This window comes from Streptomyces siamensis (genome assembly GCF_039543605.1).
GTDB classification, from domain to species: domain Bacteria; phylum Actinomycetota; class Actinomycetes; order Streptomycetales; family Streptomycetaceae; genus Streptomyces; species Streptomyces siamensis.
Map to the genome: position 1 here is coordinate 158,108 of NZ_BAABKB010000001.1, position 14,434 is coordinate 172,541.

Genomic DNA, 14,434 nt, shown 5'->3' on the forward strand with positions numbered 1-14,434 from the left:
CACCAGGTCTTTCGCCCCCTCCGCCCCTACCCGACCCGAACCCCGGGGGCTCCGCCCCCGAACCCCCGATCGGCCTGAACGGCCTCGTCCTCAAACGCCGGACGGGCTGAACAGTGCCCCCCGGCCCCAGAGGTGTGCGGGAACCCGCGATGGACGCACCCGCAGCCGCCATCTCACCGAAGGGGCCGTGCCGGTGAATCAAATGCCCGTTGCGGACGGCGCCACGCACCCACCGAGGTCCTACCAGCACCGCCCCGCACAAGGGCTGCAACGGGCGGATCACCGGCACGGACCCGACCCACCCACCGGACAGACAGCGAAACGCCCACGGCTACGGCTACGGCTACGGCGCCGTCAGCTCCACCTGGATCTCGACCTCCACAGGAGCGTCCAGCGGCAGAACAGCCACACCGACCGCGCTGCGCGCGTGCACGCCCTTGTCGCCCAGCACGGCGCCCAGCAGCTCGCTCGCGCCGTTCAGGACACCCGGCTGCCCGGTGAAGTCCGCGGCGGACGCCACGAAGCCCACGACCTTCACGACGCGCGCGATGCGGTCCAGGTCGCCGGCGACCGACTTGACCGCCGCCAGCGCGTTCAGCGCGCACGTGCGGGCCAGCTCCTTGGCCTCCTCGGCCGTGACCTCGGCCCCCACCTTCCCGGTCACGGGAAGCTTGCCGTCCACCATCGGCAGCTGCCCCGCGGTGTACACGTACACCCCGGACTGCACGGCCGGCTGATACGCGGCCAGCGGCGGGACGACGTCCGGCAGGCTCAGCCCGAGCTCCGCGAGCTTCGACTCGACGGTCCCGCTCATGCCGACTTCTCCCGCTTCAGGTAGGCCACCAGCTGCTCGGGGTTGTTCGGCCCGGGCACGACCTGGACGAGCTCCCAGCCGTCCTCGCCCCAGGTGTCCAGAATCTGCTTCGTGGCATGGACGAGCAGCGGCACGGTTGCGTATTCCCACTTGGTCATGTGGCCGACTGTAGCCCCTGCCGCCCCACCCCTCGCGCACACGTTGTCCACAGCCTCCTGCGTAGTCCGGCGGCGGACTGGTTAGGCTCGAATACGTGAGCAGGCTCCAGGTCGTCAGCGGCAAGGGCGGTACCGGCAAGACCACGGTGGCCGCGGCCCTCGCGCTCGCCCTCGCGACCGAGGGCAAGCGCACCCTCCTCGTCGAGGTCGAGGGCAGACAGGGCATCGCGCAGCTCTTCGAGACAGAAGCGCTGCCCTACGAGGAGCGGAAGATCGCCGTCGCTCCCGGCGGCGGGGAGGTGTTCGCCCTCGCCATAGACCCGGAACTGGCGCTCCTGGACTACCTCCAGATGTTCTACAAGCTGGGCGGCGCGGGCCGCGCCCTGAAGAAGCTCGGCGCCATCGACTTCGCGACCACCATCGCGCCGGGCCTGCGTGACGTGCTTCTGACCGGCAAGGCGTGCGAGGCCGTACGGCGCAAGGACAAGAGCGGACGGTTCACGTACGACTACGTGGTCATGGACGCCCCGCCCACGGGCCGCATCACCCGCTTCCTGAACGTGAACGACGAGGTCGCGGGCCTCGCCAAGATCGGCCCGATACACAATCAGGCACAGGCCGTGATGCGCGTCCTCAAGTCCCCGGAGACGGCCGTCCACTTGGTGACGCTCCTGGAGGAGATGCCCGTCCAGGAGACCGCGGACGGCATCGCCGAGCTGCACGCCGCGAACCTGCCGGTGGGCAGGATCATCGTGAACATGGTGCGGCCCCAGGTCCTCGACGCGACGGACCTGGAACTCACCCGCGCGGCCCCGCACACGGCGATCGCCCGGTCCCTGTCCGCGGCCGGTCTGGGCGGAGCACGCCGCGGCGGGAACGCCGAGCGGCTCGTCGACCCGCTGCTGGAGCAGGCCGAGGAGTACGCCGAGCGGTACGCCCTGGAGCACGAGCAGCGCGGGGTCCTGGCCGAGCTGGGCCTGCCGCTGCACGAACTGCCCCTGCTCGCCGAGGGAATGGATCTGGCGGGCCTGTACGAATTGGCCGCACAGCTGCGGAAGCAAGGGATGTCATGAGTCTGGACCCCGCCCGCGTCCTCGACGTCGATCCGCTGCTCGACGACCCGCAGACCCGCATCGTGGTGTGCTGCGGCTCGGGCGGCGTCGGCAAGACGACCACGGCGGCGGCCCTGGGGCTGCGCGCCGCGGAGCGTGGCCGCAAGGTCGTCGTGCTCACCATCGACCCGGCGCGCCGGCTCGCCCAGTCGATGGGCATCGACTCGCTGGACAACACTCCACGCCGGGTGAAGGGCATCGAGGGCGACGGCGAGCTGCACGCCATGATGCTCGACATGAAGCGCACGTTCGACGAGATCGTCGAGGCGCACGCGGACCCGGAGCGGGCCGCGGTCATTCTGAACAACCCCTTCTACCAGTCGCTCTCCGCGGGCTTCGCGGGCACGCAGGAGTACATGGCGATGGAGAAGCTGGGTCAGCTGCGAGCGCGGGACGAGTGGGACCTCATCGTCGTCGACACACCGCCGTCGCGTTCGGCGCTGGACTTCCTGGACGCCCCGAAGCGGCTGGGTTCGTTCCTCGACGGGCGGCTGATCCGGCTGCTGACGGCGCCGGCGAAGCTGGGCGGCCGGGCGGGCATGAAGTTCCTGAACGTCGGGATGTCGATGATGACGGGCACCCTGGGGAAGCTGCTCGGCGGGCAGCTCCTCAAGGACGTGCAGACGTTCGTGGCCGCGATGGACACCACGTTCGGCGGGTTCCGTACGCGGGCGGACGCCACGTACAAGCTGCTCCAGGCGCCCGGCACTGCGTTCCTGGTGGTGGCGGCCCCGGAGCGGGACGCGCTCCGCGAGGCCGCGTACTTCGTGGAGCGGCTGGCCGCGGAGGACATGCCGTTCGCGGGTCTGGTGCTCAACCGGGTACACGGCAGCGGCGCCGCCCGGCTGTCCGCGGAGCGGGCGCTCGCCGCCGCGGAAGATCTTGATTCCGAGGCTGCAGAAAATCTTGACGACGCCCGCATTGTGGATCAGGGGGACGGGAAAGCTGGACTTCGTAACTCTCCCGACACGTACGACAGTTCAGAACCCTCCGCTTCCGCAGCACCGGCCTCCGAGGAAGGCTCCCCCGCCGCCACGGACCAACCCGCCCCGAGCCGGACCGCCGCCGCGGACGGGACCACCGAGGACCACACCGCCGCCACGGACAGCACCTCCCGGGACCGGACGGACGCACAGGACACACCGGACGCGCCCGACACGGGCGGCGCACACGGCACGGCCGAAGCGCAGGACGAGACGGACACGGCCGAAGCGCAGGACCCGACCACCACGGCGGGCGAGACCCGCTCCGACGCGGACGGCACGGCCCGAACCGTCGACCAGCTCACCGCAGGCCTGCTGAGGTTGCACGCCGAGCGCATGCAGCTACTCTCCCGCGAGCAGCGCACGCGTGACCGGTTCACCGCGCTCCACCCCGAGGTGGCGGTGGCCGAAGTGGCGGCACTTCCCGGCGATGTGCACGACCTCGCCGGGCTGCGGAACATCGGGGACCGACTCGCGGCCAATCGGCCGGAGCTGCCCGAAAGCTGAGTGTCCGGGGCGACCCGAGGGGAAGCCCCTCAGCCCACCGCGGCGTAGCGCTCGTACACCTCTTCCTCGTCGAGGGGCAGCAGGCCCGCGCCGCGCTCGTACTCCGTACGCGCGGTCTCCAGCAGGCGACGCCACGAGGTGACGGTCGGCCGGCGGCGCAGCAGCGCGCGGCGCTCCCGCTCCGTCATGCCACCCCACACGCCGAATTCGACGCGGTTGTCGAGCGCATCGGCGAGGCACTCCGTGCGTACCGGACACCCGGTGCACACTGCCTTGGCCCTGTTCTGCGCTGCTCCTTGAACGAACAGTTCATCCGGATCGGTAGTGCGGCAGGCCGCCTGCGCACTCCAGTCGGTTACCCAGCCCATACCGGCGCCGTCCTCTCCCGAATCGAGGCTCCCCCACGGCGGCAGCGGCATATTCACCGCCGCCAGTTGAGGACGTTACGGAAGGTGGGCACAGCGCAACACCCCCTTCGGGCCCAATCTTGAATGGCCCGAACGGACTATGCGTAAGCGGCAGATCACCCGGGGGAGTGAGCTGGGGACATGCACGACAATCCCAGCAAACCGGGACACTTCAGTTGAGTCACAACGGACGCCAGGTGACACACAAGGCGGAGTCGGACACGCGCCCCACAGAAATCGGGGAACCTCCGGAACGATTCGGGGTCGCCGGACGTATTGATACGTGGCCGCACTGCTGTGACAGTTGAGAGCAGCTTAGGCCAAGGCATATACGCGTGTCCGGCGAATGAGAACGTAGGCTGCCCTCATGCCAAAGAAGCGCTCGGGCGGTGGTCTGTCCCCTACGCAGCAGGCCGCCAAGTTCCTCGGTGTCAGCGTGCTCGCGGGCGCCGTCATGGCCGGAATCGCACTGCCCGCCGCGGGCGCACTCGGTCTCGCGGCCAAGGGCTCCGTCAAAGGGTTCGACGAGATCCCCGACAACCTGAAGAGTCCCGCGCTGAGTCAGCGGACCACGATCCTGGACAATCAGGGCGGCCAGATCGCGACGGTCTACTCGCGCGACCGCACGGTGGTCGACCTCAAGGACATCTCGCCGTACATGCAGAAGGCGATCGTCGCGATCGAGGACTCCCGCTTCTACCAGCACGGCGCGGTGGACCTGAAGGGCATCCTGCGCGCCGTGAACCAGAACGCGCAGAACGGCGGGGTCGCCCAGGGCGCCTCCACCCTCACGCAGCAGCTGGTGAAGAACTACTTCGTGGAGGAGGCCGGCGACGACCCGACGAAGGTCGCCCAGGCCACCCAGCAGACCCTCGGCCGCAAGATCCGCGAGCTCAAGTACGCGATCCAGCTGGAGGAGAAGCTCGGCAAGAAGAAGATCCTCGAGAACTACCTGAACATCACGTTCTTCGGCGAGCAGGCCTACGGCATCGAGGCCGCCGCCCAGCGCTACTTCTCCAAGCCCGCCAAGGAGCTGAACCTCCAGGAGTCGGCACTGCTCGCGGGCATCGTCCAGTCGCCCAGCCGGTACGACCCGGTCAACGACGAGGCCGAGGCCGTCAAGCGCCGCAACACCGTGCTCCAGCGCATGGCCGAGGTGCACGACATCTCGCAGCAGGAGGCCGACACGGCCAAGGCGAAGAAGATCGAGCTGCACGTGAGCAAGCCGAAGAACGGCTGCATCACGGCGGCGAAGGGCGCCAGCTTCTTCTGCAAGTACGTGGAGCACGTCTTCCTGACCGACCCGGTCTTCGGCAAGACGAAGGAGGAGCGGGCGAAGATCTGGAACCAGGGCGGTCTGACGATCCGCACCACCCTCGACCCGCAGTCGCAGGAGTCCGTCCAGACGTCACTGAAGGACCACGTCTACAAGTCGGACAAGGTCGCCGCGGCGGCCACCCTGGTCGAGCCGGGCACCGGGAAGATCGTCGGCATGGGCCAGTCGAAGCCGTACGGCTACGGGAAGAACGAGACCGAGTACAACTACTCGGTCGACTACAGCATGGGCGGCTCCAACTACGGCTTCCCGACCGGTTCGACGTTCAAGCCGTTCGTGGCCGCGGCAGCGATCGAGCAGGGCCGGCCGCCGACGCAGGAGTACTCGTCGCCGAACAAGATGCCGTACCCCAGCCCCGTGCAGACGTGCAGCAGCAAGCCGTGGACCAACCAGGCGAACGAGCAGGTGCCGAACGAGGACGCCTCGGAGGTCGGTCCGTACCGGCTGAAGGAGGCGATGGCCAAGTCGGTCAACACCTACTTCGTGCAGATGATCTCCGACATCGGCCTGTGCCCGGTGATGAAGCAGATCGACAAGCTCGGCGTCGTCCAGGGCAACGGCGACAAGCTCCCCGAGGTCCCCTCCATCGCCCTCGGCGCCAAGGGCATCTCCCCGCTGACGATGGCCACGGCGTACGCGGCCTTCGCCTCCCGCGGCATGTACTGCACGCCGATCGCCGTCGAGTCGATCACGCAGAAGGTCGGCAACACGCAGAAGTCCCTCGAAGTTCCGAAGTCGACGTGCTCGCGCGCGATGTCGGAGAAGACCGCGGACACCATCAACACCCTGCTGAGCGGCGTGGTCGACTCCGGTACGGGTCAGCAGGCGGGTCTGACCGACCGCGCCAACGCCGGTAAGACGGGTACGACGGACCAGCGCAAGAACGCCTGGTTCGTCGGCTACACGCCGAACCTGTCCGGCGCGGTCTGGGTCGGCAGCGCCACCCAGAAGGTCCAGATGCGGGGCATCCGCATCGGCGGCGTCTACCGCGACAAGGTCTACGGCGGACAGGTTCCCGGCCCGATCTGGCGGGACCTGATGACCGGCGCCCTGGTCGGCAAGGACTCGCCGTCCTTCAACCTGGTCGACATTCCCGACGAGGACAAGAACCGGGACCACGACGGGAACGACGACGACCACGGTCGCGGAGACGACCACGGAAACGGAAACGGAAACGGCGGGAATGGCGACCCCCTCGGCGGCCTGACCAACGGCGGATCGCTCCCCACGCCTTCCTTCTCCATTCCAGAGGGATGGATTCAGGGCACCACCGGCAGGGGTAACGGAAACGGCGGTCAGCGCTGATGACCCATATCCGCCGATCCACCCCGCATCCCCCGGCTGACCTGCGGCTGAAGCGTCCGGCGTAATTACGTCAGCTTCCCGGTAAGGGCACTCTCTCGGCGGAGGCCGTGACATATTCACCTCCGGCCCCGCCTTGAGGGTGCCCTTGCTGTTTTTCCAGCCCGTCCGGAGGGGACATGAAACTCAGATCGCGGCTCAGTGTCACGTTCAGCGCGTTGCTCGGCGCCCTGACCCTCGCCCTCGCCGTACCGAATTCGGCGGCGGCCGCCACCTGCGACAACTTCGGCTGCGACGGTCACGACCCGAACGTCCAGACCTGGCAGACCGGTCCGGTCAGCCCTTACGGCCCGTACGACCTCGGCGGGTCGTTCATGTACGAGCTGCGCTGGGGGAAGACGGACGGCGACCAGTACAGCTGGGGCCGCCTGTGGTACATCAGCGGCTCTGACGAGCAGAAGTACACCGTGTACGTGCAGCGCTGCACGAAGAGCCACTCCACCTGTTACTGGCGTCTGGGCGAGAAGAAGGGCGGCGCTTCGGGTTGGACCGCGAAGGTCCCCGAGGGCACGAACTACTACTACACACGCACGCCGATGTACTACAACCCGTCGGGTTACGAAATGCGGGCCTGCGTGGAGGACCCGTCGGGCGACGAGTCGTGCACGCCGTGGTACTGAGCCGGCCCGGCCGTCCGACGTACGGATGAAGCCAATGCGAGCGGGGATGGCGCAAATACGTCATCCCGCTCGCCCCGTTAACAGTCTTTGGTGAGATTTATTCAGCTGTTCGCGCTCACAAGCGGTTCCTAGACTTGCCCTACCAGATGCAGTGATCCACTGCTGCTACTTGGGGGGAAGGCGAATTGACCGTTACGCCAGAACTTGACGTCAATAAACCGAGAATAGAAGCCAACGACCAGAAGATTCTGAACCTGCTGTATGCGGGGCTGAACGATGCATCGATCGCCCGGCATTTAGGAGTAGGTCACCGCACGATACAGCGCAAAGTGCACCGACTCATGGAACTTCTCGAAGCCAATGGCCGCGTGGCCCTGGGCGCTCGGGCGCAGGAACTCGGCCTGTTGGTGGGCGCGTCCCGCCAGCCGCCACGGCCGAGGGAACTGACCTCCCGGGTGACGGACGGCGCCCTGCGGGCGGGGTTCGGCTGACCCCGCGACGGGCAGTGCCGCCGGCTCATTCACGGACGCGCACGACGGGAGCGTGCGCTGGAGAGAACGCCGAGCGGGACAAGGGTGTCCGGCCGGGACAATGACGTCCGAGCCGCATGCCGACGCCGGAACAGGACTCCGGCGCCACGAGCCGCCACCGACACCGGATTGTGACGAGCCGCCACCGACGCCGGATCGGGACAACGACGTGACGACGTCCGGTCAGGACAACGACGTCCGACCGGACCGACGACGTCCAGCAGGGGCAACGACGCCCGGGCCGCATGCCGACTCCGGACGGGACACCACACCGGGAACGTCGGTCCGCGTACACCCCGCAGGGAAACCTCTTCACCCCGCGGGACATCACCTGCCGAAGGGGTGGTGACCGCCGCACCGCGGAGGCCACCACCCCCGTTCCGCCGATGCCCCACGGGGACGTTCCGGCCTTCTGCCGGAGTGCGGGCAGCGGGCAGCGGGCAGCGGGTGAACTCGACACCCGCAGCCCCGTCCTGACAGGCTCTCAGCCCGCGAGCAGCTTCTTCACGACGGCCGCGACACGGCCGCCCTCGGCCTGACCGGCCACCTTCGGATTCACGATCTTCATGACCTGACCCATGGCGCGCGGCCCCTCGGCGCCGGCCGCCCTGGCCTCCTCGACCGCCTGGGCGACGATCTGCTGGAGCTCGTCGTCGGACAGCTGCTTGGGCAGGTACGCGGCGAGAACCTCGCCCTCCGCCTTCTCCCGCTCGGCCGACTCGGCGCGCCCGCCCTGAGCGAAGGCGTCGGCGGCCTCACGCCGCTTCTTCGCCTCGCGGGTGATCACCTTCTGCACCTCGTCGTCGGAGAGTTCGCGCTTGGTCTTGCCCGCGACCTCCTCCTTGGTGATCGCGGCGAGGGTCAGCCGGAGCGTCGAGGAGCGGAGCTCGTCGCGCTCCTTGATCGCGGCGTTGAGGTCTTCCTGCAGCTTCGACTTGAGCGTGGTCATGCCGTCGATTGTCGCAGGTGCGGTGCGCGGGTCGCCTGCTGATTTCGGAGCGGACGCCCTGCGCCGGCGGGAGAGCGCGTCCCGTGCCCTCCCGCGACCGCGTCCCCGTGCCCTCGCGAGGGGGTCGCGTCGTGACGGGGACCCGCCCGGCGCACCCCCGTGCCCCGCGGGGACGCGCCCCAAGCCCTGCGGGCACGAAGGGCCGCAGGGGTCTGACACGATGGAGGTATGCGCGCGCGATACGGAGTACCCCTGGCAATCACGGCGGTGGGCGCCGCCGGTCTGTTGTACTCGGCCGGTTTCGAGGCCCGGTCCTTCCGCCTTCGGCGGGTGACGGTGCCGGTCCTGCCGGCCGGGATGCGGCCCTTGCGCATCCTCCAGGTCTCCGACATCCACATGGTGAGCGGCCAGCGCAAGAAGCAGCGCTGGCTGCGGTCCCTGGCCGGGCTGCGCCCCGACTTCGTCATCAACACCGGGGACAACCTGTCCGACCCCGAGGGCGTCCCCGAGGTCCTGGACGCCCTCGGCCCCCTGATGGAGTTCCCGGGGGCGTACGTCTTCGGCTCGAACGACTACTACGGCCCCACACTCCGCAACCCCGCCCGCTACTTGATCGAGAAGACCCAGGGCCGCCACGGCCTGAACGGCAACAAGCCCGTCGTGGGCGCCGTCCACAACCCGTGGGAGGACCTGCGCGACGGCTTCGACACGGCGGGCTGGCTGAACCTGACGAACACCCGCGGGTCGCTGAAGGTCGAGGGCGCCGAGATCGAACTGACCGGCCTGGACGACCCGCACATCAAGCGGGACCGCTATGCGCGCGTGGCCGGTGGACCGTCGGAGTCGGCCGACTTCTCGATGGGCGTGGTCCACGCCCCGTACCTCCGCGCCCTCGACGCCTTCACCGCCGACGGCTACCCGCTGATACTCGCGGGCCACACCCACGGTGGCCAGATCTGCCTCCCCTTCTACGGCGCCTTCGTCACCAACTGCGACCTGGACACGGACCGCGTGAAGGGGCTGTCGACGCACACGGCGGACGGCCGTACGTCGTACATGCACGTCTCGGCGGGCTGCGGCACGAGCCGCTACACGCCGGTACGTTTCGCGTGCCCCCCGGAGGCGTCGCTGCTGACGCTGGTGGAGCGCAGGTAGCGGTCGTCCCGGGGCGCCCCGGGACCGGGGCGCCTTACGACTCGGGGTGACTCCCACTCGACGAGCCGGACACGGGTGAGGGTGCGGGGCCGGGACCGGCCCCGCACCCTCACCCGTTTGTAACCCACCCGGACGACCCATATCGCCCGATTCGTCCGGGCTCCTTAGCGTGGGGCCATGACCGCCCCCATACCCAGGGACATACCCGATCTCCCCGCGATACCGGGTATCGCTCCGCCGATCACCTCGTCCTTCGTCCCCGCGACGGCGGTGGTGGCACCCACCCGCCGCCCACGGGCGACCGCCTTCCGCATCTTCGTGGCCCTTGTCGCGGCGGCGGGCGTGGCGATCGACCTGCTCGCCGGCAGCGCACTCCACGTCCTGGCGTACTTCACGATCCAGGCCAACATCCTGGTGGCCGTGACCTTCGCGGTCTCGGCCCGGCGGGCCTGGGCGGCCCGCCGCCCCCTGTCGGGTGCGGTGACGGGCGCCACACTCCTCTACATCGTGACCACAGGCCTGGTGTACCACCTGCTCCTCGCGGACCGGCCCGGTGGCTTCTCCATGACCGGGGAGGCCGGCGCCCCCACCGGATGGCCCTGGGTGGCCGACCAGCTCCTGCACACGGTGACGCCGATCGTCGTGATCGCCGACTGGCTGCTGCTGACCCACCCCGGCCGGATGGCGCTGCGCCACGCGGTGACCTGGGTGCTCTACCCCCTCTTCTACCTGCTCTTTTCCCTGATCCGCGGCGCAATGCTCGCCCCCGGGACGCCCGACCGCTACCTCTATCCCTTCGTCGACGTGGACCGGCACGGCTACGTCGGCATCCTCGGCAACACGGCCATCCTCGGCCTCGGCTTCTACGTCCTGGCCCTCGTCACCATCGCCGTGGACCACCTGCGCCCCGACCCGGTCCGCCCCCGCGCGCGACGCCCGTAAAACCGGATTTCGTCTCAGGCCACCGGTGGGCTAAAGTAAACGTCGTCGCCGCGACAAGCAGTGACATCGGGGTGTAGCGCAGCTTGGCAGCGCGCTTCGTTCGGGACGAAGAGGTCGTGGGTTCAAATCCCGCCACCCCGACGCCGTAGTACCAGGTCAGGGGCCTGATCCGCTTCGCGGGTCGGGCCCCTGAGTGGTTCCATGGGACGTTTTGGGAGCCGTTTGGGAGCCGAGTTCAGGTCACGGCTCCCCGTGGCCCAGATGCCGCCGCGCTTTGGGGATGAGGCGTGGCAGCTGGTCCGGCAGAGTGGGGGGCGCCCTGGGCCGCCCGGGCGCCACGAATAGACCACCTCACGATGTCGCGCGTCCCGGATGGACGTGGTCCCGAGGCTCCCGCCCAGCACGATGCCTCAGACACTGCCGTCGCCCTCGCGCGGCACGGCGGTAGAGATGACGGCGCGATCGGGCCTGTCGCTGTTCCCGGGGCACAAGTCACCGTGCGCTGTGAGTCGCTCGGCCTCCGGACGAGAGGCCCATTCGCCCCTCCTTCGCCTACCAGAACACAGCCACCGTGAAGGCGAGTTCGCCAGGTTCTTCCCGAACGCCCCCTCCAATTCTGCCGTTTCAGCGGAGTCTAGGGCCACACTGGTGGTGGATTCGCTTCGGGGGTCACTCCGCAGGCCGTGCGAGCGCCGAACGGCGCAGGCACGCGACGGGACTTGGGAATCGCCCAGTACTGATCGTCTCGCACGTCCAGAGACTCGAACGGCGCCAAGCAACGATCAAGGGAACGTGGGTGTGACCCCCTCGTCCTCACACGCCACGCGACCCGTGGTCTGAGGAGGAGCGCCGTGGAGCCCCACGACGAGATCGAGAACGTACTTCCACCGGAGGCCCTGTTCTGGGCGATGGAGCCCTTCGGACCGCCCTTGGGTGAGGCCGCGTGTAGCACGTGGGACCTGAAGCGGTTCCCCGATATGAGGGTGCAGCAGGCGGCCTTCGACGGGGAGCCGGCCGTACCGAAGCGGGACATCCCGCAGGCCCGGGCCATGTGCCATACGTGCCCACTGCTGGATGGCTGCCGCCGTTACGCCCAAGACAGCCGGGACGAGCACGTATTTCTGGCCGGGGAGACCGCCGAGGAGCGGCGTAAGAAGTGGCGGAAGACCGGCGAGATCGCCAAACGGCGTCGACGGGTGGCTGAGCTGTACGCCCTGAATGTGCCGACGGCGATCATCGCACGGTTGCTCGGGCACGCCGAGAGGTCGATTCGCAGCGACCTGTACGAGCTCGGGAAGCGCTCACACCTGCCCCCCACTGCTTGAAACGACCGGCCGCCAGCGGACCAAGCTCCGCTGGCGGCATTCACACAGACCCTTCATTTCCGGCGGTACCCCGCGCCCCCTATGCCGATCAGCCCTCATGGAGGACGACGTGACAGGTCAGGACGCCACCGAATACGAGGCGATGACCGATGAAGTGGAAGAGTTCGACGCCGTGGACGACGAACTTGATGCAGACGAGGGCACAGACCAAGAAAGCGCGATGATCTGGTCGCGGTTCGGCAACAGCGACCTGCCGACGTTGCCGAAGATGGCGGCGGTAATCCGCGCCGCCAGAGCAGGCACTGAGGCCGGACTGCCTCCAGAGTTCGCGACCGCCCTGGCCCACGCAGCTGTCGACCCCAGTGAGCTGAGGGCATTGCTGAGGCGTCCGACTCGCGTCAACATCGCCGGAGGCGTCATCGAGGCAATCGACCTCGACCTCTACGTCCCCGGCCTGGTGCCACTCCCTACCAACAACCGGACAATGGAACGACGGGTGTACCCGGCGGCCGGCGCCGAGGGGTATACGGGACCACTCACCGGACCCCGGTCCCCGTCCGGTGAGACGACCACGCTCTGGATCGAGGGCGAGGACGTCAGCCACGTGCAGGACGAGACAGAGCGGGCACGCGAGTTCATCCTGGCGAACAACAACCTGCGCGAGTCCATCGCGGCACGCGGCATCGCCATGCCAGTGAACGTTGTCTTCTTCGAGCTGCGACACCGCGACGACGAACCCTGCATGCCCCTCCTGGGGACAGCAGACGGTTCCAGCCGCATCACTAACGCCCACGACCTTTTGGGGCTCACCGACCCACAGACGCACTACCACTTTCCCACGGACCGTGACGACTACCGACGCTTCATCGGAGCAATTAGCGAGGCCGACCCCGACGCGTTGCGTCCCGCCGCTCGTCGGCGACTGATACGACAGCGCAACGCGCTGATCACGCCCACCCGCGTGTTTCTCCGCTTCTCTCCTACCAGGGGGGGCTACGACTACGCGCGCGCCGTCAACGCCTTCGTCGGCATGCTGCACGTCGACCCTCCGCGGCCGTGGAGCCAAACGGGCAAGCTCGAGGCCATGGCCGAGGCGGTCCTAGACGTGCTCCGCAGCGCCGACGTACTCGACGATCCCGTCCACGACTACCTCGCGGGTCTTCTCACCCCGCAGCAAGCCGAGGACGAGGGACTCCCCATCGAGCGTGACGAGCAGGCGGCCTTTGTGCTCGCAGCCCTGCTTCGCGAGCAGCATCGGGACCTCGTCGAACGAGGGATCCGCGACGTCACCGCCAAGAAGAGCGTCAGCCCCGGCCGACGAACGGACGTGATCGCGGAGTTGGCTCTCCGGCCCACCCGGAGCATCGCCACCACCCTGGAAGCCAAGGACGCCGAGCGCCAGCGGGCGGAGCGGATGCGCGCCGCATACCTACGTTGTGCTCGGCTGACGCGGTACGCGACCGCAGAGTGGAAGGTCACCAGTCGGTCGCCAGAGAACCTTCTTAAGGCGGCTCTGGAGGAACTGCGTGCTAACCCCTCCAGCTCTCATGCCGTCCCCAGCCGGTGGGTCAACCGGCTGGAGCTGGCGGCCGTAGCCCAATACCACCTCACAGCCTGGGGCGGGCTGCGACGCGAAGCCATGGGCAACACCGGGGCCGACACGCGCGGCCCCCAGCAAATCCTAGAAGCGATGCTCCGCGACGAGCAGGGCTTGCGGTTGTTGGCCCAAGCGATCATCGATGGACGGGATGGAACACAACCACGACGCGTCACGGAAAACGGGGACTTCCAGCGCGGCGTCCGTGACGAGTACGGAAGCTGGCACGAGGACTCCGCAGGCAAGCCCATGCCGATCGAGGATGAATGGCTGCGATACGAGGTCTACGCCACGGGAACGACCCTGCCGCGGCCGGTGACACCTCCCAACGAGACACCTCGGATGAAAGCGACACGGCTGAAGAGCCAAATCGGCCAATACATCGAGCAGATAAACCTCGATGTTGAGGAGCTCGCCAACGTTGAGGAAGCCCAGGGAGGATCGCTCCTCGACAAGGAAGGATGGGCGAAGCCGAACGAACTCCTGAACCACCTCATGAACGCCCACTCGCAGATCAGCTACTGGTCACGAGTCGCCGAGCGCCAATGAACCGCTCGAACGGATAGGGCGACAACGCAGGAGCTCCGAGAAGGGCTCCCTCCGCTGTCGCCCCGGTGCCCGTGCCACGGCAGGACCT

Annotated in this window: 12 protein-coding genes, 1 tRNA gene and 1 pseudogene; 10 read left to right on the forward strand and 4 right to left on the reverse strand. The window is 68.3% G+C overall.

Translation table 11 applies throughout. The annotated features are described in order from the left end of the window. Positions 1-343: 343 nt before the first annotated feature. Complete coding sequence (locus ABEB03_RS00675) at positions 344-814, reverse strand: RidA family protein (protein ID WP_095935655.1); 471 nt, start codon at positions 812-814, stop codon at positions 344-346. Beyond that, positions 811-972, reverse strand: a complete 162-nt coding sequence (locus ABEB03_RS00680; RefSeq protein ID WP_075033571.1) for a DUF4177 domain-containing protein — start codon at positions 970-972, stop codon at positions 811-813. Before ABEB03_RS00680 ends, ABEB03_RS00675 begins: the two co-directional genes overlap by 4 nt. Positions 973-1,067: 95 nt before the next feature. Between ABEB03_RS00680 and ABEB03_RS00685 the strand changes: the two genes are divergently transcribed. Both ABEB03_RS00685 and ABEB03_RS00690 read left to right on the forward strand, forming a co-directional pair. Further along, positions 1,068-2,045, forward strand: coding sequence for an ArsA family ATPase (locus ABEB03_RS00685; protein ID WP_095935654.1), 978 nt, complete (start codon positions 1,068-1,070; stop codon positions 2,043-2,045). Beyond that, positions 2,042-3,574 carry an ArsA-related P-loop ATPase gene (locus ABEB03_RS00690; RefSeq protein ID WP_345639687.1) on the forward strand — a complete coding sequence of 511 codons (1,533 nt, stop codon included), beginning with the start codon at positions 2,042-2,044 and terminating at the stop codon, positions 3,572-3,574. Before ABEB03_RS00685 ends, ABEB03_RS00690 begins: the two co-directional genes overlap by 4 nt. A gap of 29 nt (positions 3,575-3,603) precedes the next feature. Here the strand turns inward: ABEB03_RS00690 and wblA are convergent, their stop codons facing one another. Then, positions 3,604-3,942, reverse strand: a complete 339-nt coding sequence (gene wblA, locus ABEB03_RS00695; protein ID WP_028799159.1) for a transcriptional regulator WblA — start codon at positions 3,940-3,942, stop codon at positions 3,604-3,606. A gap of 406 nt (positions 3,943-4,348) precedes the next feature. Here wblA and ABEB03_RS00700 point away from each other — a divergent pair, with 406 nt between their 5' ends. The 3 genes from ABEB03_RS00700 to ABEB03_RS45270 all read left to right on the forward strand — a co-directional run bounded on the left by ABEB03_RS00700 (position 4,349) and on the right by ABEB03_RS45270 (position 7,790). Next, positions 4,349-6,622: a transglycosylase domain-containing protein gene (locus tag ABEB03_RS00700; RefSeq protein WP_345639689.1), complete on the forward strand. Its 2,274-nt coding sequence runs from the start codon at positions 4,349-4,351 to the stop codon at positions 6,620-6,622. Positions 6,623-6,798: 176 nt separating this feature from the next. Next, positions 6,799-7,299 carry a hypothetical protein gene (locus ABEB03_RS00705; protein ID WP_028799161.1) on the forward strand — a complete coding sequence of 167 codons (501 nt, stop codon included), beginning with the start codon at positions 6,799-6,801 and terminating at the stop codon, positions 7,297-7,299. 341 nt (positions 7,300-7,640) lie between these two features. Next, positions 7,641-7,790, forward strand: coding sequence for a hypothetical protein (locus ABEB03_RS45270; protein ID WP_425589156.1), 150 nt, complete (start codon positions 7,641-7,643; stop codon positions 7,788-7,790). A gap of 523 nt (positions 7,791-8,313) precedes the next feature. On the opposite strand, the gene ABEB03_RS00715 is transcribed toward ABEB03_RS45270, so the two are convergent. After that, positions 8,314-8,778 (reverse strand): GatB/YqeY domain-containing protein, encoded by a 465-nt coding sequence (locus tag ABEB03_RS00715; RefSeq protein WP_028799163.1) that lies wholly within the window; start codon positions 8,776-8,778, stop codon positions 8,314-8,316. A 228-nt stretch (positions 8,779-9,006) separates the two neighbouring features. Between ABEB03_RS00715 and ABEB03_RS00720 the strand changes: the two genes are divergently transcribed. The 5 genes and pseudogenes from ABEB03_RS00720 (at position 9,007) to ABEB03_RS00740 (ending at position 14,346) form a co-directional block, all read left to right on the forward strand. Further along, a complete protein-coding gene (locus ABEB03_RS00720) occupies positions 9,007-9,933 on the forward strand; it encodes a metallophosphoesterase (RefSeq protein WP_095935650.1) in 927 nt (308 codons plus the stop codon). 177 nt (positions 9,934-10,110) lie between these two features. Further along, positions 10,111-10,909: pseudogene (locus ABEB03_RS00725) on the forward strand (Pr6Pr family membrane protein). A 33-nt stretch (positions 10,910-10,942) separates the two neighbouring features. Further along, a tRNA-Pro gene (locus ABEB03_RS00730) sits at positions 10,943-11,016 on the forward strand. A 710-nt stretch (positions 11,017-11,726) separates the two neighbouring features. Further along, positions 11,727-12,200 (forward strand): WhiB family transcriptional regulator, encoded by a 474-nt coding sequence (locus tag ABEB03_RS00735; RefSeq protein ID WP_345639696.1) that lies wholly within the window; start codon positions 11,727-11,729, stop codon positions 12,198-12,200. Between the two features lie 97 nt (positions 12,201-12,297). Continuing rightward, positions 12,298-14,346, forward strand: a complete 2,049-nt coding sequence (locus ABEB03_RS00740; RefSeq protein ID WP_345639699.1) for a hypothetical protein — start codon at positions 12,298-12,300, stop codon at positions 14,344-14,346. The last annotated feature ends 88 nt before the right edge of the window (positions 14,347-14,434 follow it).

Excerpts from the sequence above, each read along its gene's own strand:
- ABEB03_RS00675 (WP_095935655.1), bottom strand. The coding sequence starts at position 814 with ATGAGCGGGACCGTCGAGTCGAAGCTCGCGGAGCTCGGGCTGAGCCTG.
- ABEB03_RS00715 (WP_028799163.1), bottom strand. The coding sequence starts at position 8,778 with ATGACCACGCTCAAGTCGAAGCTGCAGGAAGACCTCAACGCCGCGATC.
- wblA (WP_028799159.1), bottom strand. The coding sequence starts at position 3,942 with ATGGGCTGGGTAACCGACTGGAGTGCGCAGGCGGCCTGCCGCACTACC.
- ABEB03_RS00690 (WP_345639687.1), top strand. The coding sequence starts at position 2,042 with ATGAGTCTGGACCCCGCCCGCGTCCTCGACGTCGATCCGCTGCTCGAC.
- ABEB03_RS45270 (WP_425589156.1), top strand. The coding sequence starts at position 7,641 with ATGGAACTTCTCGAAGCCAATGGCCGCGTGGCCCTGGGCGCTCGGGCG.
- ABEB03_RS00740 (WP_345639699.1), top strand. The coding sequence starts at position 12,298 with ATGGAGGACGACGTGACAGGTCAGGACGCCACCGAATACGAGGCGATG.
- ABEB03_RS00700 (WP_345639689.1), top strand. The coding sequence starts at position 4,349 with ATGCCAAAGAAGCGCTCGGGCGGTGGTCTGTCCCCTACGCAGCAGGCC.
- ABEB03_RS00705 (WP_028799161.1), top strand. The coding sequence starts at position 6,799 with ATGAAACTCAGATCGCGGCTCAGTGTCACGTTCAGCGCGTTGCTCGGC.
- ABEB03_RS00720 (WP_095935650.1), top strand. The coding sequence starts at position 9,007 with ATGCGCGCGCGATACGGAGTACCCCTGGCAATCACGGCGGTGGGCGCC.
- ABEB03_RS00680 (WP_075033571.1), bottom strand. The coding sequence starts at position 972 with ATGACCAAGTGGGAATACGCAACCGTGCCGCTGCTCGTCCATGCCACG.